Source organism: Streptomyces sp. NPDC029466 (assembly GCF_055574515.1).
In genome coordinates, this window is the sequence record NZ_JBVHZH010000009.1 from 113,132 (window position 1) to 137,140 (window position 24,009).

The window sequence follows — 24,009 nt, forward strand, 5'->3', positions numbered from 1 at the left end:
ATGCGACGAATGTCCGGGCGTGTCACGCTGAATCGGGGCCAAAACCCCCCTTACACCCCACTAGGAGTGAACAGCATGGGCATCAAGGACCAGTTCCAGGACAAGGCCAATGAGCTGAAGGACCAGGCGCACAAGGCCATGGGCGACTCTCGCGAGCAGGGTCACGAGCGTGGTCAGCGTCAGGACCAGGAGCGTGGCGGTCAGCGCCCGGAGCGCGAGAGCGACCGGCGTCAGGGTGGCCAGGACCGTGGCCAGCAGCCCCGTGACCGCCAGCAGGGCCGTCGTCCGGCCCAGGACGCGATGGACGCCGCCGAGGGCCGCTTCCAGAGCTGACGTGGCACGTCCTGAACACCACGCGCGGCGACGTACGCGCCATGCGTGAGGGGCGCACCCGGTCGACCGGGTGCGCCCCACCGCATGTCAGCTGACGACCTTGAGCTTCGTCGGCCAGCCGGCCTGCCCGGCCTTGGTGAAGAGGTGGTTGATGTCCGCCGGCTTCAGCTTGATGCAGCCCAGCGAGCGGTAGTCATCGGAGCCGTCCCAGCGGTAGGGGTTGTCCTTGCCGGGCTGACGGGACGCCTGGCTGCCCTCCGGCCACATCTCGCTGTGCACGAACAGCTCGGCGCGCTTGGTCCGGCCGTTCTCGCACACCTTGTCCTCGACGTGGATCACCTTGCCGTTGACCCCGTGGTCCCCGCCGTTGTAGTGAGCGTCGTGGGCCAGCACCCGGTAGGTGCCGTTCGGGAGCCAGCCCTGCGAACCGGCGCACTCGTCCGTGCCGTTGCGGCCGCCGTCGCCGGAGCCCGCGCGGTACGTGGCGAGCACCTCGTCCTTGGCGTCCGGAACGCTCTTCATCAGGGAGAGCCGCGAGTTGCCCGGGTCGCTCCGGTTCTTGTCGAAGGAGAGGTAGGTACCGTCGGCCGCGGCCGCTGCGGTGGTCTGCCCGGACGCCGGCTGGGCGGCCAGCGCGGGAGCGGCTGCGGTGGCGGCCAGGCCGCCGGCCAGAGCCAGCACGGCGGCCAACGGCGCGATCCGGTGACGGATTCCCATGGGTGTATCTCCGTTGCGGTGGGGGTGTGGCCGGGGCTCGTGCGGATGCCCCGGCCCGGGAACGCTACGACCCCCATGTAATGAGCACGTAACCGGAAGATGATCAGCCGTCTCGGACCGGAACCCGGCTGTCCGTGCAGGTCAGTTGGGCCCCGGTCCGGTCATGCGGCGTCGGTCATGCTGCGTCGGTCAGAGGGCGGCGGGCGGCGCCGGCCGGCCGCCGGCACCGGTCAGCTGACGACCTTGAGCTTCGTCGGCCAGCCGTAGTGCGCGGCCTTGGTGAAGAGGTTCTTGATGTGGGCCGGGGTGAGCTTGATGCAGCCCAGCGAGTAGTAGTCCCGGACGCCGTCCCAGCGGTAGGGGTTGTCCCGGCCGGGCTGCCGGGCGCCCTGGGTGCCGTTGACGTTCATCTCGCTGTGCACGAACAGTTCGGTCCGCTTGGTCCGGCCGTTCTTGCACACCTTGTCCTGGACGTGGATCGCATAGCCGTTGATGCCCCCGGCCCCGCCGTCGTGGCGCTTGGTGTGTGCCAGCACCCGGTAGCTGCCGTTGGGCAGCCAGCCCTGCAGGCTCGCGCACTCGTTCTTGGCGTTGCGCCCGCCGTTGCCGGAGCCCGCGCGGTACTTGGCCAGCACCTTGTCCTTGGCGTTCGGAATGCTCTTCATCAGGTAGAGCCGCGAGTTGGCCGGGTTGCTCTGGTTCTTGTTGAAGTAGAGGTACGTCCCGCCCGCGGCGGACTGCCCGGACGCCGGGTGGGCGGCGAGCGCGGGGGCCGCCTCGGCGGCGGCGAGGCCGCCGGTGAGCGCCAGTGCGGCGGCGAGCGGAATGAACCGGTGACGGATTCCCATCGGAGTATCTCCCGTTGTGTGGTGAGCAGTTGGTGTGTGGGGCGATGCCGGCCGGGCAGGACACGACGTTGCTGGGCCCGCGGCTGTCCGGCAAGGGGAATCCGGGGACCCGGACACCCCGGGGCTGTCCGGGCAGTTCGGACGGGGGCCGGCGGCTTGTCCGGAGGCGCGTCGGACGCCGTGCGGAGCGACGGGGACGGTGTTGTGGCCGTGGCCCGGCGGCGGTTCAATGGCCCGCATGAAGAGCACGGGGGGCTTAGACGGCCTGGATCCGGCGGCGGCCGGGGACGCGGTCGCACTCGTCGGACTGATGCAACAGCTCAAGGAACAGTCAGGATTGACCTACCGTCAGCTCGAACAGCGGGCGGCGGAACGGGGCGAGGTGCTGGCCCGCAGCACCCTGGCCGATGTGCTGGGCCGGCGCACCCTGCCGCGGGCCGAACTCCTCGCGGTGTTCCTCCGGGCCTGCGGCTGCGCGGAGGGCGAGGTCGATACCTGGCTCGCGGCGCGGCAGGGCATCGAGGAGCGGGCGGCGGCCGGGGCCCAGGAGCCGCCGGATGCCGGGGAGGCAGCGGAGGCGGACGAACCACCCGGCGGCGCCACCCTGCCGGGCACCCCGCCCCGTCCGTACCGCCGACGCCGGGTGCTGCTGAGCGGCGCCGCCGCCCTGGTGACGCTGCTGCTCGCCGCCGGCATACCGCTGCTGACCGGGGACGGCACCGCCCCGCCCGAGGCAGCGGCGCAGTCGCCGCTGCCCACGGGCGAGGTACGGATCCGTCCGCTGCGGGCTCCGGACCTGTGTCTGACGGACGGCCGGGTACTGCGGGCGCGTCAGTACCGCACGGTCGCCGTGCAGCGGCCCTGTGCGCAGGCCGTGCCGCCGCAGACGCATCTCACCGCGGCCGGCGCCGGACGCCACCGCATCCAGTGGACCCACCCCGACCAGGGCAAGGGCTGTCTGGTCCTGCTGAGCGAGCCCGCACTGGCGGGGCTGCTGGAGCCGTGGGACGACTGCACGGCGGGCGGGCCCGCGCAGCTGTTCCGGGTCGAGCCGGCCGGCGGGCGGGCGGCGGCCGGCGGGGCGGCGTACCGGCTGCGGCTGAGCGGTGACGACGCCGACCGGTGCGTCACCGTCGGCGGCGGAGGGCCCGGCGCCACCGCGCTCGCCCGGCCCTGCACGGGTGAGGACGACCAGAAATTCCTGATCGGCCCGCGGTGAGGCGGCCCGCGGTGAGGCGGCCCGGGGACTGCCGGTGTCAGGCGCCCGCCGCCTCGGCCGCGCCTCCGCTCCGCGGCGGCAACGGCGGCCGCCGCAGGTCCGGCACGTCCGACAGATCCGGAGGCATCGCCGCCGGATGCCGCTCCAGCAGCTCCAGCGCCGTACGGATCGCGACGCCCAGCTGGGGATGCCGGCCCTCGGCCCAGTGCAGCGGGGAGCGCAGCGCCTCGATGTCGACCTCGACGCCGTGGTTCTCCACGCCCCAGCCGTAGAGCCGGAACCACGCGGCGTTCATCGGGACGGTGATCGCGGTGCCGTCGGCGAGCCGGTGCCGGCCGGTCATCCCGACCACCCCGCCCCAGGTGCGCATGCCGACCACCGGGCCGAGGCCCTGGAGCTTGAAGGCCGCGGTGATCATGTCGCCGTCGGAGGAGGTCATTTCGTCGGCGACCGCGACGACCGGGCCGCGCGGCGCGTTGCTGGTGTACGAGACGGGCTCGGCGTCCCGGGTCAGGTCCCAGCCCATGATGGTGCGGGTCAGCTTCTCGATCACCAGCTCGGAGATGTTGCCGCCCGCGTTGCCCCGGACGTCCACGATCAGTGCGGGCCGGGAGACCTCCATCCGCAGATCGCGGTTGAACTGCGCCCAGCCGGAGCCGCCCATGTCGGGGATGTGCAGATAGCCGCACCGGCCGCTGCTCAACTCCCGCACCACCGCCCGGCGTTTGGCCACCCAGTCCTGGTAGCGCAGCGGCCGTTCGTCGATCAGCGGGACCACCGCGACCCGGCGGGCCGGGCCGTCGCCGTCCGGCGGGGAGAAGGTGAGCTCGACGGTGGTGCCGCCGGCCGCGGCCAGCAGCGGATAGGGGCCGGTCACCGGGTCCACCGGACGGCCGTCGACATGGGTGAGCGCGGTGCCCTCACGGATGCCCGTACCGGCCAGCGGGGAGCGGGCCTTGGAGTCGGAGGACTCACCGGGCAGGATCCGGGTGACCACCCAACGGCCGTCCCGGCACACCAGGTTGGCGCCGAGCAGGCCCATGGCGCGCTGGTAGTGCGGCGGCCCCTCGTTGCGCCGGGCGCCGGTGACATAGGCGTGCGAGGTCCCCAGTTCGCCCATCACCTCGCGCAGCAGATCGGCGAACTCGTCGGGGGAGGCGACCCGGTCGAGCAGCGGCCGGTACTGCGCCAGCACCGCGTCCCAGTCGATGCCGCACATCCTCGGCTCCCAGAAGTACGCCCGGGTGATCCGGCCCGCCTCCTCGAACGCCTGGTGCCACTCCGCCACCGGATCGACGTCGTGCAGGATGCGCCGCAGGTCCAGGAAGACCGTGGTGTCGCTGTCCGGCGGTTCGGTCGCCGGTACCGCGCGCAGCTCCCCCTCGTCGTTGACGACCAGCCGGGAGCCGTCGCCGCTGAGCGCGAACCCGTCCAGGGAGCTGGTGAGTTCGGTGCGCCGCGCCTTGGTCAGATCGAAGTGTTCGAGGGTGGGACGGCCCGAGGTCTCGGCCGGGTTGGCGAAGGTCTCGCCCAGCGCACCGGAGATCGGCCAGCGCAGCCAGACCAGCCCGCCGCCGCTGACCGGCTCCAGGGAGGAGTACTTGGACGCCGCCACCGGGAACGGCGTGACCCGGTTCTCCAGCCCCTCCACCTCGACCAGCAGCGGCCCCTCACCGGCCGGGGGGATCTCGTCCGGGTCCAGGCCGCCCGCGGCCGGCCGGCCCTCCGGGGACAGCGCGAAGGGGGACGGGGTCGCCGACGACAGCGGGACGAGATGGGGGCGGCAGCCCAGCGGGAACGACAGATCGCCGGTGTGCACGTCGTAGACCGGGTCGAAGCCGCGCCAGGACAGGAACGCCAGATAGCGGCCGTCGCGGGTGAACACCGGCTGCTCGTCCTCGAACCGGCCGTTGGTGACATCCACGATGTGCCGGTCTGCCAGCCGGGCCATCTTGATCTGCCGCAGCGAGCGGCCGATGCCGGGGTGCGACCAGGTCAGCCAGCGGGAGTCGGGGGAGAACGCCAGATCGCGGACCGGGCCGTTGACGGAGCGGATCAGCTCGGTGACCCCGCCGGAGGCGTCCTCCTCGCCCGCCCCTTCCTCGGGCCTGGCCACGTCCACCAGCAGCAGCCGGCCGTCGTTCGCGGCCACCGCCAGCCGTTCCCCGTCCGGGGCGGCGGTCATCTCGTGGACCCGGCCCAGCGCACCGGCGGCCAGCCGGCGCGGCTCGCCCGGCGCGCTGGCCCGCGGCAGGTTGGTGATCTCGATCGCGTCCTCGCCCTCGGCGTCGGTGACATAGGCGATCCGCCCGCTGTCGCCCAGCATTTCGGGGAGCCGGACCCGTACGCCCGGGACGTCATGGATGGTCCGGGCCGGGCCGTCGCGGTGGGTGAGCCAGTACAGGCTGCCGCGGACGCCGACCGCGCTGGCCCGCCCGGTCGCGTCCACCGCGAGCGCGGTGACATGCGCGGCGGCCGGGACCTGGTAGCTGCGCCGGCCGGCCCGCGGCCCGCCCAGGCGCACCGCCAGCTTGCGCGCTGCCGCGTCCGGGCCGAGGTCGTCGACCAGCCAGAGGTCCCCGGCGCACTGGTAGACGATCCGCTCGCCGTCGGTCGAGGCGTGCCGGGCGTAGAAGTCGGCGTGGTCGGTGTGGCGGCGCAGATCGGTGCCGTCGGGCAGGCAGGAGTAGACGTTGGCGATGCCCTCGTGGTCGGAGAGGAACGCGACCCGGCCGCCGACGAACATCACCGAGTCGAGATGGCCGTACAGATCCGGCAGCAGCCGGGTGCCGTGCAGCCACATCCGGCCCATCGCACCGCCCCGGTAGCGCTTCCAGGAGGCGGGCTCGTGCGGCGGTTTGCCGCTCAGCAGCAGGGTGCGGTGCTCCCCGTCGATGTCGGCGACCGCGATGTCGGAGACCGGCCCCCAGGGCAGCTGACCGCCGGGGCTGCCGTCGGTGGGCAGGCTGTAGGCCCACGAGTAGTACGAGAACGGCTGGCCGTGCGAGGAGACCGCGAGGATGTGCGGCTGTCCCTCGTGGTCGGGCGGCGTCCAGCCGCAGACCCGGGCATCGGTGCTGCCCCAGTACGTCAGCCGGCGGGCCGGGCCGCCCTCGACCGCCGCGACATGGACCTCGGGGTCGAGGCTGCGCCAGGTGGTGAAGGCGATCTGCTGCCCGTCAGGGGAGAAGCGGGGGTGGCCGACGCGGGTACGGTCCACGGTCAGCCGCCAGGCGCGGCCGGGTTCCGCGCCGTCCGGGGCGAGCGGGGCGATCCACAGGTCGTCCTCGGCGGCGAAGCAGAGCAGCTCGCCGTGCAGATGCGGAAAGCGCAGATATGAGCCACCGGGCGGGTCCGGCCGGGCCGGTATGCGGCGCAGCCGCCCGCGAGGCTTGGCGGGGTTCGGCTCCGGGCGCGGCCCGACGGCCTCGGGTGCATCGCTCACGCACCCATCGTTTCGGGCCGGGCAAGCGGCGGCAACTCGGTCGGGTGAACACCGGCCCTCCGTATGCGGCCGGGCAGCCCGGCTTCCGCCCGTTCGTACGTATGTGCCACCGGGGGAGGGTGCCCAGCTGGGACCCCCCTTCGAGGGGCGCCGAGGCCGTTCCGCATCATGGGCGCTCTTGCAACTTATTTGCAGGAGCCCCCACCATTGGTGGGTTGCAGCGCCTGAAGCGGAGAACCCGAGATGCACGTACCCGATGGATTCCTCAACGCGCCGGTATCGGCGGCGACCGGAGTGGTCGCCGCCGTCGCGGTGGCGGTCAGCCTGCGCGGTGCCCGGCGTGAGCTGGCGGGTGCGGGGCCGGTCGGCGCGGCCGCCGCCGAGCGTACGGCGCCGCTGGCCGGACTGGTCGCGGCGTTCATCTTCGCCGTACAGATGCTGAACTTCCCGGTCGCTGCCGGCACCAGCGGACATCTGCTGGGCGGGGCGCTCGCGGCGATACTCGTCGGCCCGTACACCGGCGTGCTGTGCGTCTCGGTGGTGCTGCTGATGCAGGGCGTGCTGTTCGCCGACGGCGGGCTGACCGCGCTGGGCGTCAACATCACCGATATGGCGATCGTGACGACCGTGGTCGCCTACGGCCTGTTCCGGGGCCTGGTGAAGGTGCTGCCGCGGCGCCGCCGCTCGGTCACCGTCGCCTCCTTCGTCGCCGCGCTGCTCTCGGTGCCGGCCGCCGCGGTCGCCTTCACCGCCCTCTACGCGCTCGGCGGCACCGCGGACGTGCCGATCGGCAAGGTCTTCACCGCCATGGTGGGCGTGCATCTGCTGATCGGGATCGGCGAGGCGGCGATCACCGCCCTGACGGTCGGCGCCGTGATCGCGGTGCGCCCCGACCTGGTCTACGGCGCGCGCGGTCTGACCAAGCCGCTGGAGCTGCGGACCTCGCCGCTCGCCGGCCCGGCCGACGGGGCCACCCCGGCTGCCGAGCCGGCCCCGGTGCCCGCTGCCGCCGCCCCGGCCCCCGCACGCCGCTCCGTCCGCCGCGTCTGGCTGGCCGGCCTCGCCGCCGCCCTGGTGTGCGCGGGCGGCGTCAGCTACTACGCCTCCGCCGACCCCGACGGCCTGGAGAAGGTCGCCCACGACCACGGCATCGACCGCAAGGCCGAGGACCACGCCGCCAAGGACTCCCCGCTCGCCGACTACGGCGTCAAGGACATCACCGACCCGCGGCTGTCCGGCGGCCTCGCCGGAGTCATCGGCGTCGGCGCGACGCTGGCCGTGGGCACCGGCGTGTTCGTCGTGCTGCGCCGCCGCCGGAGCGCCGCCACCGCCGAGCGGTCCGACGCGGGTGCCGGGCGCCCGTCGGAGAGCGTCTGAGATGGGCGCGGGGCACGCGCACAAGCTCTACCGGCACGGGCATTCGCCGGTCCACGCGCTGCCGGCGCACTGCAAGATCGCGGGGGTCTTCGGCTTCGTCCTCGTCGTCGTCTCCACCCCACGCGAGGCCGTCTGGGCGTTCGGGCTGTACGCACTGCTGATCGCGGCCGCCGCCGGGGCCGCCCGGGTCCCGGCCGGGTTCCTGCTCAAGCGGCTGCTGATCGAGGTGCCGTTCGTCGCCTTCGCCGTGCTGATGCCGTTCGTCGCCGAGGGGCCGCGGGTCGCCGTCCTCGGCATGAGCCTGAGCGAGTCCGGGCTGTGGGGCGCCTGGAACATCCTGGCCAAGGGCACGCTCGGGGTCGCCGCTTCCGTGCTGCTCGCGTCCACCACCGAGCTGCGGGAACTGCTGCTGGGCCTGCAACGGCTCCGGATGCCGCCGCTGCTCGTCCAGATCGCCTCCTTCATGATCCGCTACGGCGATGTGATCACCGACGAGATGCGGCGGATGCGGATCGCCCGGCTCTCCCGCGGCTTCGAGGCGCGCGGCGTCCGTCACTGGGGCGTGCTCGCCAAATCCGCCGGGGCGCTGTTCATCCGCTCCTACGAGCGCGGGGAGCGGGTCCACCTCGCCATGGTCAGCCGCGGCTACACCGGCACCATGCCCCTGGTCGACGCCGGCGCCGCCACCCGCACACAATGGACCCGCGCGGCCGCCCTCCCGCTCGCCGCGCTCGCCGTCTGCCTCCTGGGATGGACCCTTTGAGCACCACCACGCCCCCCTCCCTCGCCGTCTCCGGGCTCGCCTACGCCTACCCCGACGGCCATCAGGCGCTCTTCGGCGTCGACCTGATCGTCGGCCGGGGCGAGCGGGTCGCCCTGCTCGGGCCCAACGGCGCCGGCAAGACCACCCTCGTCCTGCACCTCAACGGGATCCTCGAAGCGGGCGCCGGCAGCGTCGCGGTCGCCGGGCTGCCCGTCGCCAGGGAACATCTCGCCGAGATCCGCCGCCGCGTCGGCATCGTCTTCCAGGACCCCGACGACCAGCTGTTCATGCCCACCGTCCGGGAGGACGTCGCCTTCGGGCCGGCCTCCGCCGGGCTGCGCGGCGCCGAACTGGACGCACGGGTCACCGAGGCGCTCACCCGGGTCGGTATGGCGGAGTTCGCCGACCGGCCGCCGCACCATCTCTCGTTCGGCCAGCGCCGCCGGGTGGCGGTGGCGACCGTCCTGGCCATGCGCCCCGAGATCCTGGTCCTCGACGAGCCGTCCTCCAACCTCGACCCCGCCTCCCGCCGGGAACTCGCCGACATCCTGCGGTCGTTGGACGTCACCGTCCTGATGGTCACCCACGATCTGCCGTACGCGCTGGAGCTGTGCCCGCGGTCCGTCGTGCTCTCCGGCGGGGTGCTCGTCGCCGACGGCACCACCCAGGAGCTGCTGTGCGACGCGGAACTGATGCGCACCCACCGGCTGGAGCTGCCCTTCGGTTTCGACCCGCGGTCGGTCGACGTCCCGCTGTGACCCACCGCTGAGACCTCCCCGGCCCGGCCCGCGCCGTTCGCATGTGACGAACGCCACGGGCCGCGGTCCTGGTCATGAGCACTGATCCGCGCGTTGCACCATGGATGGGTCACGAAAGCGACGGATGAGTGGGAAGCGGGAGTCAGTGGTGGACGTCCAGGGCACGGTCGAGGACGGCTTCGAGCCGGTCCGGGACGCCTTCATGGCCAACTTCGCGCGGCGCGGTGAGCGGGGCGCGGCGGTCGCCGTCTACCGGCACGGGCGCAAGGTCGTGGACCTGTGGGGCGGTACGAAGGACGGCGACGCGTCCGACGATGCCACGGCCGCGCCCTGGGAGGCCGGCACCGCCCAGGTGATCCGCTCCGCGACCAAGGGCATCGCCGCCGTCGTCCCGCTGCTGCTGCACCAGCGCGGACAGCTCGACCTCGATGCGCCGGTCGGCACGTACTGGCCCGAGTTCAAGGCCGCCGGCAAGGAACGCGTACTCGTCCGCCATCTGCTCTCGCACCGCGCCGGACTGCCCGTCCTGGACACCCCGCTCACCCCGGACCAGGCCATCGACGGCGTCAGCGGCCCCGCCGCGCTCGCCGCCCAGGCGCCTGCCTGGGAGCCCGGCACGGACCACGGCTACCACGCGCAGACCTACAGCTGGCTGCTCGGCGAGCTGGTGCTGCGGGCCACCGGCCGCACCATCGGCAGCTGGATCGCCGACGAGATAGCCGGGCCGCTCGGCCTCGACCTGTGGGTCGGCCTGCCCGAGGCGGAGCGGTCCCGCGTCGGGCGGCTCGCCGCCGTCGAGCCCCCGGCCCCGTCCGCCGCGTCCGGGCTCCGGGTCCGCCCGAAGCAATCCGTCGCCGACGCCTACGCCGATCCGGACTCGCTCACCAGCCGCGCCTTCGCCGCGATCTCGCCGGCCCCCGACGAGAACGCGCCCGCGTACCGGGCCGCCGAGCTGCCCGCCTCGGGCGGCATCGCCACCGCCCGTTCGCTGGCCCGTTGTTACGCCGCGCTCATCGGCCCCGTCGACGGCCGCGCCCGGCTCTTCGCGCCCGCGACCCTCACCCTCGCCCGGACCGAGGAGTCCGCGGGCCTCGACCGCACCCTCCTGGTCCACACCCGATTCGGCCTGGGCTTCATGCTCCACGGGCCGGCCTCGCCGCTCCTCGCGCCCGGCTCGTTCGGCCACCCGGGACGCGGCGGCGCGCTCGCCTGCGCCGATCCCGAGAGCGGGCTGGCATTCGGCTACGTCACCAACGGGATGCAGCGGGGGGTTACGGCGGATCCGCGGGCGCAGGCGCTTTTGCGGGCTGTTTCCCGCGTGGCCGGGTGATCCGCCGTTCTTCTTCTGTGAGTTGGTGCCCGCCTTCGGCGGGAGCGGGGGAGGTGAACGTGGGGGTTTTCGTGGGTCGTTGGGTGCGGGCAGGAGCTGTTACGTCGTCATCATCCGGTCATGGAAGGGCCATGATGCGGGGGCGGTTCAGTGGGCGGCATGAATGCTTCAGATTTCTTTTCGCGGCGGGCCGGGGGCGGGTCGGGCGAGAGCTTGGACGGCCGGGTGCGCTGGTCGCGTCGGAGGGTGGGCCTTACGGCTTCGGTGGGGGTGGCGGCGCTTGCCGGGTCGCTGCTGGTGCCGTGGAGTGCGGGGGCCAGTCCGGAGCCGGCGGCGGGGGCGGGTCCCGTGGGGGCGGTCAAGTGGTCCGCCTGCCCCAAGGCCGAGCCGCCCTACCCCGACCCGAGCAAGCGGGCCCGGTGCGGGACCGTGGAGGTTCCGGTCGACTGGGCGAAGCCCGACGGGCCGACGATGAAGATCGCCGTGGCCCGGCAGAAGGCCACCGATCCCAAGAAGCGCCTCGGTGTGCTGCTCTCGAACCCGGGCGGCCCTGGCTCCAGCGGTCTGGACGATGCCTACTACGCCGACAGCCCGACCGAGGGCTATGACAAGAGCATCCGGAGCCGCTTCGACATCATCGGCTTCGACCCGCGCGGTGTCGGCCGCAGTGGCGGGCTCCGGTGCGACGAGAAGCTCGCCGGGAAGATCCCCACCCGTCCCAAGAGCGCCGCCGAGTTCCAGCGGATGCGCACGCTGAACAAGCAGCTCGCCGACAGCTGCCGGGCGGGCAGCGGGCCGGTCGCCGACCACATGGACAGCGTCAGCGTCGCGCGGGACATGGACGCCATCCGCGCCGCCCTCGGGGAGAAGAAGATCAGCTTCCTGGGGCATTCGTACGGCACGCTCATCGGCCGCCAATACGCCCGCCTCTTCCCGCAGAAAGTCCGGGCGCTGGCCCTCGACAGCGCGATGGACCCGTCCCGGCCGGATGCCGGGCGCTTCCTCACGGACGGTTCGGCCGCCGTCGAGGGCGGGGTGCGGCAGCTCGCGGACTGGTGCGCGCAGAACACGTCCTGTGCGCTGAAGGGCAAGGACGTGAAGGCCGTCGTCCGGGGGCTCTTCGCGCGTGCCGACGCGGGCAGGCTGGTCGAACCGGGGCGGCACGGCCCCACGCGGAAGAAGGTCACCGCCGACCAGCTGTCCGGCTTCCTCACCGACTACTTGCGGAAGTGGAACCCGCAGACCGCCGCTGAGCAGCTGAGCGCCCTGAACAGCGGCACGGGCCAGGTCTACTGGACCGATGGCACGCCGGACCTCGCCTGGCGCACCGTGCTGTGCCGGGACTACGACTTCCGCCTCCGTGACTGGGACGACTACCGCGAGCTGCGGCAGCGGGCCCGGTCCGCCGCGCCGCACGCCCGCTACAACTCCCAGGCCCTGGACATGGTCCTCGGCTGCCAGGGATGGCCGGCCGCGCCCGAGCCGGAGCCGGCCCGGGCCAAGGGCACCCTCCCGCCCGTCCTGGTGGTGAACGCCAAACACGACCTGGCGACCCCGCTGCCGGGTGCGCGGCGCATGGCGCGGGAATTCCCGGCGGGGCGGCTCGCGGTCCTCGACTCCGTGGACCACTGGCTCTACCGCAAGTGCCAGTCGCCGCTCCCGGCACGGGCGGTCGACAGCTATCTCCGTACGCTGGAGACACCACCCGACGGCACGGTCTACCCGCGTCGTTGACGGGGCCCGGGGCGGTGACATCTGCTGGTGCCGGGTGCGGTGTTCCCGCGCCCGGCAGGTCCGGTGACCAGGAGGGGGAGCCCGATGAAGATAGTGATACCCGGCGGGACCGGTCAGGTGGGCGGCATCCTGCGCCGTGCGCTGGCCGCCGCGGGCCACCAGGTCGTGGTGCTGACCAGACGTCCGGCGGGGGCGGGGGAAGTGGCCTGGGACGGTGCGACGGCCGGCCCCTGGACGGCGGCGATCGACGGCAGTGATGTCGTCATCAACCTGGCGGGGCGCAGCGTCAGTTGCCGTTACACCCAGGCCAACCTCCAGGAGATGATGCGCTCACGGGTGGACTCCGCCCGGGTCGTGGGCGAGGCGATCGCGGCGGCCGCCCGGCCGCCCCGCGTCTGGCTCCAGATGAGCACCGCCACCGTCTACGCCCATCGGTTCGACGCGGCCCATGACGAGGCGACCGGTGAGATGGGCGGTGCGGAGCCCGGTGTCCCGGACTACTGGGCGTTCAGCGTCGAGATCGCCAAGGAGTGGGAGCGGGCGCAGGAGGAGGCCGCCACGCCGGACACCCGCAAGGTCGCGCTGCGTTCCGCGATGGTGATGAGCCCGGATCGCGGCGGCGTGTTCGATGTACTGCTGCGGCTGACGCGGCTGGGGCTCGGTGGCCCGGTCGCGGGCGGCGCACAGTATGTGTCCTGGATCCATGACCGCGACTTCGTCCGGGCGGTGGAATTCCTGGTCGACCGGAACGACCTGACCGGGCCGGTGAATCTCGCCGCGCCCGGCCCGCTGCCGCAGCGGGACTTCATGCGCGCGCTGCGGGCCGCCTGGGGCGTCCCGGTGGGGCTGCCCGCCACGAAGTGGATGGCCGAGCTGGGCGCGTTCGCGCTGCGCTCCGACACCGAACTCCTGCTCAAGAGCCGCCGGGTGGTGCCCGGCCGGCTGCGCGAAGCGGGCTTCACCTTCGGGTACGAGGCGTGGCCGCAGGCCGCGGACGACCTGGTGCGGCGTGTCCGTGGCGGACGGGCGGCCGGCTGAGCGGTCCGCGCCGCGTACCTCAGCCGGTGTGCAGCATCAGGCCGATGCCGATGACCATCAGGCCCGCGGCGGCGATACGGGGAGCGCCGAAGCGTTCCTTGAAGAAGAGCGCGCCGATCGCGGCGCCCACGATGATGGAGGACTCGCGCAGCGCGGCGATCGGGGCGAGGGGAGCGCGGGTCTGGGCCCACAGGACCAGGCCGTAGGCGAAGACGGAGAGCACCCCGCCGGCCAGCCCGCGCAGGGCGAACGGGCGGAGTTCGGTGAGGAGTCGGCCGCGGCGGGTGGCGAGGGCGTAGGCGGGGATCGCGAGGCCTTCGAGGAGCATCAGCCAGCCGATGTAGCCCAGAGCGCTGCCGGAGGCCCGTACGCCCAGGCCGTCGACGGTCGTGTACGAGGCGATGGCGAGGCCGGTGGCGAGGGCCGCGACCAGGGCCGGCCAGTGCGGCCTGGTCCCGGAGCCGCGGATGCCCCAGAGGGCGACCCCGACCAGGCCGGCGGAGGCCAGGGCGACGCCGGCCAGGGCCCAGCCGTCGGGGATCTCGTGGACGAAGACGGCGGCCAGGACGGTGACGGCCAGGGGCGCGGTGCCGCGGGCGATGGGGTACATCTGCCCGAAGTCGCCCAGGCGGAACGACTGCATCAGCAGGGCCTGGTAGACGATGTGCAGCACGGCGGAGGCCAGGAGGAAGGGCCAGGCGCCGGCGGCCGGAAGCGGGGTGACGGCGGCCAGCGCGAGGCCGCAGACCGCACCGCCGCCGCCGACCAGGGTGAAGGCCAGCAGCTGGTCGCGGATGCCGTGGGCGATGGCGTTCCAGCTGGCGTGGGTCACGGCGGCCATCAGGACCGCGGCGACGACGAGCGGGGTCACGAGGTGCGCTCGCGCACGCCGGTCGCTATGACGGTGGGGGTTCCCGGGGCGGTGCCGGACGCGGAATCGCTCATGGCCCGCACGCTAGCGAAAGCTGTACGGGCCATGCGAACCGGATTCGACGACTGAGACGGGGCGCCCCCACAGCGCCCCGTCCCGCGTCAGCCGGAGGTGAGCAGGGCGCGGACCACCGGGCCCGCGTTGGAGCCGCCGTGGCCGCTCGCCGGGACGACGGCCGCCGCGGCGAGGTCGTCGCGGTAGGCGGTGAACCAGGCGTTGGGCTTCTTCTGCCCGTCGACCTCGGCCGAGCCCGTCTTGGCGCCGACGTCACCGCTGACCCCGGCCATCGCCTCGGCGGCCGTACCGGATGTCGCGGTCAGCTTCATCAGGGACTTCAGCCCGCTGAGGGTGGACGGCTTCATCGTGCGGGGGGCCTTGGCGAGCGTCCGGTGGTCCAGTTCCGGCGAGACGATGTACGGCTGGTGGAAGGAGCCGGCCCGGACCGTCGCGGCGAGCGTGGCGACATTGAGCGGGTTCATCCGCACCCCGCCCTGGCCGATCAGCGAGGCCGCCATCTGTGCGTCGCTCTGCACCGGCACCGCGCCGTCGAAGGTCGGGATGCCGGTCTGCCAGTTGAGGCCGATACCGAAGACGTCCCGGGCCTCCTTGGTCAGATCGTCGTCGCGGAGGTCCTTGGCCTGCGAGATGAAGGCGTTGTTGCAGGACGCCGCGAAGCTCTGCGCGAACGTGCCGTTCTTGATCTCGGACTTGTCGAGGTTCTGGAACTTCCAGCCGCCGACCGTCACGTACTTGGGGCACGGGTGGGACTTGCCCGGCGAGGTCATGCCCTTGTCCATCAGCATCGCCGCGGTGACGATCTTCATCGTCGAGCCGGGGGCCAGCGACCCCTGGGTGGCCAGATTGAAGCCCTTCTCCGGGGAGTTGGCGAGCGCCAGGATCTCACCGGTGCTGGGCTTGACCGCGGCCACGGACGCGGACTTCTTGCCCTTGACCGCCCGCTCGGCCGCCGACTGCATACCGGCGTCCAGGGTGGTCTTGAGCGTGCCCGGCGTCCCCTTGGACAGCACCTTCAGCGTCTTCTCGGGCAGCTGGTCGGCGGGCTTGGCGCTCTTGGCGCGGTGGATGAACAGCTCCACGCCCGGCTTGCCGTTGGTCTTGTCGCCGTACTTGTCCCGCAGGCTGTCCAGCACCCCGGCCAGCGCCGGATGCGCCTCGGGGGTCAGCACGGCGCCCTTGCGGTCCACGGCCTTGATCGGCGGTGCCTCCGCCTCGCCGGTGCGCAGTTCGTCACCCTTGGCCAGGCCCGGGTGCATCATCGCCGGCTTCCAGGCGATCTGCGGCTTTCCGGTGGCCTTTGCGCGCTGCACGGTCGCGGAGGTGCGGTACGAGTACGCGGCCTTGAGGCCCTTGTAGTCGATCTGCGCGGCGACGGTGTACGGCACCTTGTCACCGGCCGGGGTGCCCGGCGTGAGCGTCACCTTCGAGAACCGCGCCTGCTTGCCGAGGGCCGCGAGCGCGCTCTTGCACTTCTCCGGGTCATCGGTCAGTCCGGCCGCCTTGGCCGCGTCGCCGGACTGCCATGCGGTGAGGAACTGCCGCGATGTCGTCTGCACTTCCTTGGCCGACAGCGGGCCGGTCGGCACCTTGGTGCCGTCTTCGCCCGACTTGGCATCCGCCGAGCTGACCTCCTGCGACGACTCGTCAGAGCCGCCGAACAGCGTGAAGCCGCCCACGACTCCCGCCACCAGGGCCACCGATCCGCCGATCAGCCCGTACTTCACCTCACGGCGCATGCCACTGATTCCCTCCCAGAGCTTCGTCCTTGAATACGCACACAAGAACGTGCCTCGCACTCTAAGGGACACGGGAGGGCTGTGAGTCTCGATACGGGCACGGTCCGGTGACGCGCTGTTGTACGGCTGTTACAGAACTGTCGAATGGGCGCCCCTTATACCCAGGTGTCGAACCACATCCGGTGGTGCCAGGCCGACTTGGGGATCGGCATCCCCGTATAGAGGGGGTAGAAGTAGATGAAATTCCATGCGATCAGGAGAACCAGGACACCGGCGCCGACCGCGCCGATCGTGCGGCGGCGCTCCGTCGAGCCCGGCGGCCCGACGATCGCGCCGAGCAGCATCGCCAGCGCCAGACACAGGAACGGGACGAACACCACCGCGTAGAAGAGGAAGATGGTCCGTTCCTGGTAGAGGAACCACGGCAGATAGCCGGCCGCGACAGCGCAGACGATCGCCCCGGCCCGCCAGTCCCGCTTGAACAGCCAGCGGTAGAGGACATAGAGGAGCGCGAAGCAGGCCGCCCACCACAGCAGCGGGGTGCCCAGCGCCAGCACCTCGCGGGCGCAGCCCTCGGCCGCCGTGCAGCCGTCCTGACCCATCTTGGGGTCCTCGTAGAAATAGGAGACCGGGCGGCCCAGGACCAGCCAGCTCCACGGGTTGGACTGGTAGGTGTGCGGGGTGGTCAGTCCGGTGTGGAAGGAGTAGACCTCGGTCTGGTAGTGCCACAGGCTGCGCAGCCAGTCCGGCAGCCAGGTCCAGGCGCCCGTACGGCCCTCCGGCGAGGTCGCCCAGTCGCGGTAGTAGCCGCCCTTGGTGGCGATCCAGCCCGACCATGACGCCAGATAGGTGGCGAGCGCGACGACGACGGTGGCCCCGAAGGCGGGCAGGACATCGCGGCGCAGGACCGAGCGGAAGGGGTGCCGGGCGCCGGCCGTACGGCGTGCCGCGACATCCCACAGCACCGCCATCAGCGCGAAGGCCGCGAGGTAGTACAGGCCGTTCCACTTCGTCGCGATGGCCAGGCCCAGACACAGCCCGGCCGCGATCCGCCACGGCCGCCACCCGAGCCGCAGCCGGTCGCCGACCCCGTCGTCGGGCCGTGCCACACCCTCCGGGCTTACCGGCAGTGCCCCCGCCAGCCTGCCCCTGGTGCGGTCCCGGTCCACCAGCAGACAGCCGAACGCGGCGACCACCCAGAACATCACGATCAGATCGAGCAGCGCGGTCCGGCTCATCACGAGGTGCAGACCGTCCACCGCCAGCAGGGCGCCCGCAAGACAGCCCAGCGCCGTCGAGCGCATCAGCCGGCGTCCGATCCGGCACACCAGCAGCACCGACAGGGTGCCGAGCAGCGCCACCATGAACCGCCAGCCGAACGGGTTCATCCCGAACAGGCCCTCGCCGACCGCGATCAGCCACTTGCCCATCGGGGGGTGGACGACATACGAGTGCTCGGGCGAGAGCAGCAGCTGCGGCGGATGCCCGACCAGCGCGTCATTGGCGTTCTTGGCCCAGGTGCCCTCGTAGCCGTACTGGAGCAGCGACCAGGCGTCCTTGGGGTAGTACGTCTCGTCGAATATCACCTTCCGCGGGCTGCCCAGGTTCCAGAACCGCAGCACCCCGGCGAACAGCGCCACCAGCAGCGGACCCAGCCAGGCGGACCAGCGCGTCAGCCGGGCCGCGGCCTCCGGGCCCGCGCCGAACACGGCCCACAGACGACCGCTCGGCTCGGGGAAGGCGGGCACCAGCCGCGCGCGGACATCGGTCTGCGGGCGGGCGGGAAGCCCGAAACGGCGCAGTCGCCGCTGCCACACGGGGGGCGCTCCGGGCGGCTCCGGGGCGTGCTGCGCGGCGGCGTCGGTCGCGGTGGTGTCACTCGTCACCCGGCCCATCGTAGGGAAACCGCCTGTGGACCGCCGTGGACCGCACCGGGGGACACCGACCGGCCGGAGCGCGCCGGCGCCCTGGGAGGATGGGGAGGTGACTGGAACGCTGGTACTTGCAGGGACGCCCATCGGCGAGATCGCGGACGCGCCGCCGCGGCTCGCCACCGAGCTGGCCGCCGCCGATGTGATCGCCGCCGAGGACACCCGGCGGCTGCGCCGGCTGACCCAGGCACTGGAGGTCCAGCCGTCCGGGCGGATCGTGTCGTACTTCGAGGGCAATGAGGCGGCGCGGACGCCCGAGCTGGCCGAGGCGCTGGCCGGCGGGGCGCGGGTGCTGCTGGTCACCGACGCCGGGATGCCCTCGGTCTCCGACCCCGGCTACCGGCTGGTCGCCGCCGCCGTCGAACGCGACATCAGGGTCACCGCCGTCCCGGGCCCCAGCGCGGTGCTCACCGCCCTCGCCGTCTCCGGGCTGCCGGTGGACCGCTTCTGCTTCGAGGGATTCCTGCCCCGCAAGGGCGGTGAGCGGCGCACCCGGCTGCGCGAGGTCGCCGACGAGCGCCGCACCCTCGTCTACTTCGAGGCGCCGCACCGGCTGGACGACACCCTCGCCGCGATGGCCGAGATCTTCGGCGCCGAGCGGCGCGCTGCGGTCTGCCGGGAGCTGACGAAGACGTACGAGGAGGTCAAGCGCGGGCCGCTGGCGGAGCTGGTGCCCTGGGCGGCCGAGGGCGTACGCGGCGAGATCACCATCGTCGTCGAGGGCGCCCCGGAGAGCGGGCCGCAGGATCTGGGCCCCGAGGAGCTGGTGCGCCGGGTGCGGGTCCGCGAAGAGGCCGGGGAGCGCCGCAAGGAAGCCATCGCCGCGGTCGCCGCGGACGCCGGGCTGCCCAAGCGGGAGGTCTTCGACGCGGTGGTCGCGGCGAAGAACGCGGCGAAAACCGACCCATCAGAAGGTAAATGACTGGCTCGAAAGGTAAAGGACTGGCCGGTATGGCGGGGACTTTTCCCTGCCCCCGGCCAAATCTGGGCCAATACGGTCGTCGATCTGCTGCTTTGTGACCGGGAAAGGCGTCCACTGGACGTCGGGACGAACCGGTTCCCGAAGACCTTGTCCAGCGGACAAGAGGAGCGCAGCACATGACGGATTTCGCCAGGACCCCCGGAGTTTCCACGACGACCACCGGCGGAGAGCCCCCCGCCCCCCGGCCCGACGCCGCCGCGCATGAGGCGTACTCCTTCGCCTGTATGCGGTGCGGCCACGGCTGGGAGCAGGCCTACGAGATAGTCCATCAGGTCGACGGCAAGGGTGAGCTCCATGTCGTCTACTACGCGGACGGCGTGCGTGTCCCGTCCCCGCTGACCTGCCCCACCTGCGTGAACTGCGGCAGTGACGTGGTCCGCATCATGCGCTCCGGCCAGGTCTCGATGGTCTCCGAGGCGATGGCGAACATGCATCAGCGCCGGCCCGGCGGCGAGAAGAAGGAAGCCCCCGCGGCGGACCCGGACGCCACCGGCACCGCCGCCGGGGACAAGGACCCCGGCCGCCACCACTGGCACCTCTCCGACCTGCTGCATCCCTTCCAGCACCACCGCAAGTGAGGTCCGTGCCGCGGCCCTCGTAGGATCGCGGCCATGGCACCGCAGGACAAGAACACCCCGCCGCCGCTGCCCGAACCGCTTCGGGTGGCGGTCGCGGATTCGCACACCCACCTGGACATGCAGGATTCCTCCGTCGAGGAGGCGCTCGCCAAGGCCGCCTCCGTCGGGGTGACCACCGTCGTCCAGGTGGGGTGCGACCTGGACGGTTCACGCTGGGCCGCCGAGACCGCGGCGGCCCACGACAGCGTGCACGCCACCGTCGCCCTGCACCCCAATGAAGCGCCCCGCATCGTCCTCGGCGACCCTGGGGGCACCTCCCAGCCCCCCAGGGCTGGGGGAGGATGGTCCCGGCAGGGCGCCCGGGAGCCCGGCGGCGACAGCGCCCTGGACGCCGCCCTCGCCGAGATCGACCGGCTGGCCGCCCTGCCGCAGGTCCGCGGCGTCGGCGAGACCGGCCTGGACTACTTCCGCACCGGCCCCGAGGGCATGGCCGCCCAGGAGACCTCCTTCCGCGCCCACATCGAGATCGCCAAGCGGCACGGCAAGGCCCTGGTCATCCACGACCGCGAGGCCCACGACGACGTACTGCGCATCCTGCGCGAGGAGGGCGCGCCCGACCGGGTCGTCTTCCACTGCTACTCCGGCGACGCCGAGATGGCCAAGATCTGCGCCGCGGCCGGCTACTTCATGTCCTTCGCCGGCAACGTCACCTTCAAGAACGCCCAGCACCTGCGCGACGCCCTCGCCGTCGCCCCGCCGGAGCTGGTCCTGGTCGAGACCGACGCCCCCTTCCTCACCCCCGCCCCGTACCGCGGACGGGCCAACGCCCCGTACCTCATTCCGGTCACGCTGCGGGCCATGGCCGAGGTCACGGCCATGACCGAGGACGCCATGGCCACCGCCGTCGCGGCGAACACGGTGCGGGCCTTCGGTTACTGACGGTTCGCGGCGGCTTTCCGGCAGCCCCCGCGGAGGCCGTACACCCCACCGGAAAGCCCGCCCGCACCCCCGAATCCCGTCCACATCCGCCCACTGCGATCACTTTCCGTAGCGGGTCGACTTTGGAGAGTCACGGAGACTCCGCTACATTCCGGCCGTCAACCGCAGCCGGGGCATGTGGAGCGCGCCGTGAGTCATTCGCAGAGCAGCCACCGCGCCGCGCGCGGCCGTCGCAGACGCCGCGCCGAAGGCCCCGAAGCGCTGCGCCGGCTGCTGCCGCGGGCCCTGGTCGTCGCCTTCCTCGCCGGCGGCACCACCGCCTTCATCGCCCACGACAAGGCGGTCCGGCTCACCGTCGACGGCACCCCGCGCACCCTGCACACCTTCGCCTCCGACGTCGACGACCTGCTGGCCGACGAACGGCTCGACATCGGAGCCCACGACATCGTCGCGCCCGCCCCCGGCACCGCCCTCAGCAGCGGTGACGAGATCGTCGTCCGGCACGGCCGCCCGGTCGAGCTGACCATCGACGGCCGGCGCCGCACGGTGTGGACCACCGCCGACACCGTCGCCGGCGCCCTCCACCAGCTCGGCGTACGGGCCGACGGCGCCTATGTGTCGGCCTCCCGCTCCCGGCGCATCGGGCAGCGCGGCCTGGAGCTGGCGGTCCGTACCGAACGCGCGGTGACGATCGTCGCCGACGGCCGCGCCCACCACCTCCGCACCAACGCCGCCACCGTCCGCGAGGCCCTGGCCGAGGCCGGGCTCGCACTGCGCGGCCAGGACACCACCTCGGTGCCGCCGGACAGCTTCCCGCACGACGGCCAGACCCTCTCGGTGCTGCGGATCACCGGCTCCAAGGAAGTCCGCGACCGGACCATCCCCTTCCGCACGATCCACCGGGCCGACGCCCGCCTGGCCCGCGGCACCGTGGTCGTCGTCCAGCAGGGCCACCCCGGGGTCCGGCGGGTCACCTACCGGGTCCGCACCGTCAACGGGGTCAAACAGCGGCCGAAGCGGCTGCACAGCGAGGTCGTGCGCGCCCCGCGCCCGCAGATCGTGCACCTCGGCATCCGGGAGCTGCCCACGTCCGTACGCGGCGCCGATCACCTCGCCTGGCATGCGCTCGCCCAGTGCGAGGCCGGCGGCCGGCCGAACGCCGTGGACTCCTCCGGCACCTACGGCGGGCTCTACCAGTTCGATGTCGGCACCTGGCGAGCCCTCGGCGGCCACGGCCGGCCGCAGGACGCCACCCCGCAGGAACAGACCTACCGCGCCAAGAAGCTCTACATCCGAAGGGGGGCGAGCCCGTGGCCGGTCTGCGGCCGTAAGCTTCACGGGTGAACGAGCGCAACGAGGCTGTGGCATGAGCAAGAGCACCACCGACGATCCCGGACCCCTGCTGGGCGCCGCCGACATCCGCGAGCTGGCCGCCGCGCTGGGCGTCCGCCCGACCAAGCAGCGCGGCCAGAATTTCGTCATCGACGCCAACACCGTCCGCCGGATCGTCCGGACCGCCGAGGTCCGGCCCGACGACGTCGTGGTCGAGATCGGCCCCGGTCTCGGCTCGCTGACCCTGGGCCTGCTGGAGGCCGCCGACCGGGTCACCGCCATCGAGATCGACGAGGTGCTGGCCGCCGCGCTGCCGGACACCGTCGCCGCCCGGATGCCCGACCGCGCCGACCGCTTCGCGCTGGTGCACAGCGACGCGATGCACGTCACCGAGCTGCCCGGCCCCGCGCCCACCGCGCTGGTCGCCAACCTCCCCTACAACGTCGCCGTGCCGGTGCTGCTGCACATGCTCGCGACCTTCCCCACCATCGACCGCACCCTGGTCATGGTCCAGTCCGAGGTCGCCGACCGGCTGGCCGCCCGCCCCGGCAACAAGGTCTACGGCGTGCCGTCGGTGAAGGCCAACTGGTACGCCGAGGTCAAGCGGGCCGGCGCCATCGGCCGCAACGTCTTCTGGCCCGCCCCCAACGTCGACTCCGGCCTGGTCTCCCTCGTCCGCCGCGAGAAGCCGATCGAGACCACGGCGAGCCGCGACGAGGTCTTCGCCGTCGTCGACGCGGCCTTCGCCCAGCGCCGCAAGACGCTGCGGGCCGCACTGTCCGGCTGGGCCGGTTCGGCCCCCGCCGCGGAAGCCGCCCTGGTCGCCGCGGGCGTCTCGCCGCAGGCCCGCGGCGAGGCGCTGACCGTCGAGGAGTTCGCGCGGATCGCCGAGCACAAGGGCCCGGGCGGAGCGCCCGGCATCCGGCAGTCGCGCGGAGCACACACCTCAGGGGGAGAACAGGCGCCAGGGGAACAGGGGCCAGGGGGAGAACAGGCACCAGGGGAACAGGGGCCAGGGGGAGAACAGGCACCAGAGGGAGAGCAGGCACCAGGGGGAGAGCAGGCATGACCGACACGACGAACACGACCGACATGACCGCCGCCCCGGTCACCGTCCGCGTACCGGCCAAGGTCAACGTCCAGCTGGCCGTGGGCGCCGCCCGCCCCGACGGCTTCCACGACCTGGCGAACGTCTTCCTCGCCGTCGGCCTCTACGACGAGGTCACCGCCACCCCCGCCGACGCCCTCCGGATCACCGCCGAGGGCCACGACGTCGACCAGATCCCGCTGGACCGCACCAACCTGGCGGCCCGCGCCGCCGAACTCCTCGCCGCCCGCCACGGCATCGAGCCGCACGTCCACCTCCACATCCGCAAGGACATCCCCGTCGCCGGCGGCATGGCCGGCGGCAGCGCGGACGCCGCCGGCGCCCTCCTGGCCTGCGACACCCTGTGGTCCACCGGGGCCTCGCGGGACGAACTCCTCGCCATCTGCGCCGAGTTGGGTAGCGACGTCCCGTTCAGCCTGGTCGGCGGGGCGGCGCTGGGGAAGGGACGCGGCGAGCTGCTGACGCCCCTGCCGGTGGGTGGCACCTTCCACTGGGTCTTCGCGGTCGCCGACGGCGGCCTCTCCACCCCGGCCGTCTACGGCGAGTTCGACCGGCTGACGGCGGGGACGGACGTACCGGAGCCGGAGGCGGCGCCGGAGTTGCTGGCCGCTCTGGAGTCCGGCGACGCCACGGCCCTCGCCTCGGCCCTGTCCAACGACCTCCAGCCCGCGGCACTGTCCCTGCGGCCGTCGCTGACCGAGACGTTGGAGGCGGGGACTGCGGCGGGTGCGCTGGCCGCCCTGGTCTCCGGCTCGGGGCCGACGACCGCCTTCCTGGTCAAGGACGCGGAGGCGGCAGAGGTCGTCGCGTCGGCGCTGATGGCGTCGGGGACGTGCCGACAGGTACGGGTGGCTGAGGGGCCGGCGGAGGGGGCGCGGGTGGTCTAGGTGTA

The 24,009-nt window shown here is 72.9% G+C and carries 20 protein-coding genes; 14 read left to right on the forward strand and 6 right to left on the reverse strand.

The annotated features are described in order from the left end of the window. Window positions 1-75: 75 nt before the first annotated feature. Window positions 76-333, forward strand: coding sequence for a hypothetical protein (locus ACZ4XD_RS10550; protein WP_468040296.1), 258 nt, complete (start codon window positions 76-78; stop codon window positions 331-333). A gap of 87 nt (window positions 334-420) precedes the next feature. On the opposite strand, the gene ACZ4XD_RS10555 is transcribed toward ACZ4XD_RS10550, so the two are convergent. Then, window positions 421-1,050, reverse strand: a complete 630-nt coding sequence (locus ACZ4XD_RS10555; RefSeq protein WP_468040298.1) for a hypothetical protein — start codon at window positions 1,048-1,050, stop codon at window positions 421-423. A gap of 230 nt (window positions 1,051-1,280) precedes the next feature. After that, window positions 1,281-1,898 (reverse strand): hypothetical protein, encoded by a 618-nt coding sequence (locus ACZ4XD_RS10560; RefSeq protein ID WP_468040300.1) that lies wholly within the window; start codon window positions 1,896-1,898, stop codon window positions 1,281-1,283. Window positions 1,899-2,136: 238 nt separating this feature from the next. Here ACZ4XD_RS10560 and ACZ4XD_RS10565 point away from each other — a divergent pair, with 238 nt between their 5' ends. Beyond that, window positions 2,137-3,117, forward strand: a complete 981-nt coding sequence (locus ACZ4XD_RS10565) for an RICIN domain-containing protein (protein WP_468040302.1) — start codon at window positions 2,137-2,139, stop codon at window positions 3,115-3,117. Window positions 3,118-3,154: 37 nt separating this feature from the next. Here the strand turns inward: ACZ4XD_RS10565 and ACZ4XD_RS10570 are convergent, their stop codons facing one another. Then, window positions 3,155-6,487 (reverse strand): S41 family peptidase, encoded by a 3,333-nt coding sequence (locus ACZ4XD_RS10570; protein ID WP_468040433.1) that lies wholly within the window; start codon window positions 6,485-6,487, stop codon window positions 3,155-3,157. A gap of 318 nt (window positions 6,488-6,805) precedes the next feature. Between ACZ4XD_RS10570 and ACZ4XD_RS10575 the strand changes: the two genes are divergently transcribed. The 6 genes from ACZ4XD_RS10575 (at window position 6,806) to ACZ4XD_RS10600 (ending at window position 13,562) form a co-directional block, all read left to right on the forward strand. Beyond that, a complete protein-coding gene (locus ACZ4XD_RS10575) occupies window positions 6,806-7,939 on the forward strand; it encodes an energy-coupling factor ABC transporter permease (protein WP_468040304.1) in 1,134 nt (377 codons plus the stop codon). Window position 7,940: 1 nt separating this feature from the next. Then, window positions 7,941-8,702, forward strand: a complete 762-nt coding sequence (gene cbiQ, locus ACZ4XD_RS10580; RefSeq protein ID WP_468040306.1) for a cobalt ECF transporter T component CbiQ — start codon at window positions 7,941-7,943, stop codon at window positions 8,700-8,702. Beyond that, a complete protein-coding gene (locus tag ACZ4XD_RS10585; protein WP_468040308.1) occupies window positions 8,690-9,460 on the forward strand; it encodes an energy-coupling factor ABC transporter ATP-binding protein in 771 nt (256 codons plus the stop codon). Before cbiQ ends, ACZ4XD_RS10585 begins: the two co-directional genes overlap by 13 nt. A 124-nt stretch (window positions 9,461-9,584) precedes the next feature. Then, window positions 9,585-10,790 carry a serine hydrolase domain-containing protein gene (locus ACZ4XD_RS10590; RefSeq protein WP_468040310.1) on the forward strand — a complete coding sequence of 402 codons (1,206 nt, stop codon included), beginning with the start codon at window positions 9,585-9,587 and terminating at the stop codon, window positions 10,788-10,790. A gap of 348 nt (window positions 10,791-11,138) precedes the next feature. Then, window positions 11,139-12,524 carry an alpha/beta hydrolase gene (locus tag ACZ4XD_RS10595; protein WP_468040312.1) on the forward strand — a complete coding sequence of 462 codons (1,386 nt, stop codon included), beginning with the start codon at window positions 11,139-11,141 and terminating at the stop codon, window positions 12,522-12,524. 84 nt (window positions 12,525-12,608) lie between these two features. Then, window positions 12,609-13,562, forward strand: a complete 954-nt coding sequence (locus ACZ4XD_RS10600; protein ID WP_468040315.1) for a TIGR01777 family oxidoreductase — start codon at window positions 12,609-12,611, stop codon at window positions 13,560-13,562. 19 nt (window positions 13,563-13,581) lie between these two features. Here ACZ4XD_RS10600 and ACZ4XD_RS10605 read toward each other — a convergent pair whose 3' ends face one another. From ACZ4XD_RS10605 to ACZ4XD_RS10615, 3 genes are all read right to left on the reverse strand, one after another. Further along, window positions 13,582-14,433 carry an EamA family transporter gene (locus ACZ4XD_RS10605; RefSeq protein WP_468040317.1) on the reverse strand — a complete coding sequence of 284 codons (852 nt, stop codon included), beginning with the start codon at window positions 14,431-14,433 and terminating at the stop codon, window positions 13,582-13,584. Between the two features lie 161 nt (window positions 14,434-14,594). Beyond that, the gene (locus ACZ4XD_RS10610) at window positions 14,595-16,247 is read right to left on the reverse strand and encodes a penicillin-binding transpeptidase domain-containing protein (RefSeq protein WP_468040320.1); all 1,653 of its coding nucleotides are present in this window, start codon (window positions 16,245-16,247) and stop codon (window positions 14,595-14,597) included. Window positions 16,248-16,402: 155 nt separating this feature from the next. Next, the gene (locus tag ACZ4XD_RS10615; RefSeq protein WP_468040323.1) at window positions 16,403-18,142 is read right to left on the reverse strand and encodes a dolichyl-phosphate-mannose--protein mannosyltransferase; all 1,740 of its coding nucleotides are present in this window, start codon (window positions 18,140-18,142) and stop codon (window positions 16,403-16,405) included. A gap of 88 nt (window positions 18,143-18,230) precedes the next feature. On the opposite strand from ACZ4XD_RS10615, the gene rsmI reads away from it, so the two are divergent. The 6 genes from rsmI to ACZ4XD_RS10645 all read left to right on the forward strand — a co-directional run bounded on the left by rsmI (window position 18,231) and on the right by ACZ4XD_RS10645 (window position 24,004). Continuing rightward, on the forward strand, window positions 18,231-19,100 hold the full coding sequence (rsmI, locus tag ACZ4XD_RS10620) for a 16S rRNA (cytidine(1402)-2'-O)-methyltransferase (RefSeq protein ID WP_468040325.1): 870 nt from the start codon (window positions 18,231-18,233) through the stop codon (window positions 19,098-19,100). A 176-nt stretch (window positions 19,101-19,276) separates the two neighbouring features. Beyond that, the gene (locus ACZ4XD_RS10625) at window positions 19,277-19,738 is read left to right on the forward strand and encodes a hypothetical protein (RefSeq protein ID WP_468040327.1); all 462 of its coding nucleotides are present in this window, start codon (window positions 19,277-19,279) and stop codon (window positions 19,736-19,738) included. A gap of 33 nt (window positions 19,739-19,771) precedes the next feature. Continuing rightward, window positions 19,772-20,677: a TatD family hydrolase gene (locus tag ACZ4XD_RS10630; RefSeq protein WP_468040329.1), complete on the forward strand. Its 906-nt coding sequence runs from the start codon at window positions 19,772-19,774 to the stop codon at window positions 20,675-20,677. A gap of 189 nt (window positions 20,678-20,866) precedes the next feature. Beyond that, on the forward strand, window positions 20,867-22,021 hold the full coding sequence (locus ACZ4XD_RS10635; RefSeq protein ID WP_468040332.1) for a ubiquitin-like domain-containing protein: 1,155 nt from the start codon (window positions 20,867-20,869) through the stop codon (window positions 22,019-22,021). 22 nt (window positions 22,022-22,043) lie between these two features. Further along, window positions 22,044-23,078 (forward strand): 16S rRNA (adenine(1518)-N(6)/adenine(1519)-N(6))-dimethyltransferase RsmA, encoded by a 1,035-nt coding sequence (gene rsmA / locus ACZ4XD_RS10640; RefSeq protein ID WP_468040335.1) that lies wholly within the window; start codon window positions 22,044-22,046, stop codon window positions 23,076-23,078. Continuing rightward, window positions 23,075-24,004: a 4-(cytidine 5'-diphospho)-2-C-methyl-D-erythritol kinase gene (locus tag ACZ4XD_RS10645; protein WP_468040337.1), complete on the forward strand. Its 930-nt coding sequence runs from the start codon at window positions 23,075-23,077 to the stop codon at window positions 24,002-24,004. The genes rsmA and ACZ4XD_RS10645 overlap by 4 nt, the downstream gene beginning before the upstream one ends. The last annotated feature ends 5 nt before the right edge of the window (window positions 24,005-24,009 follow it).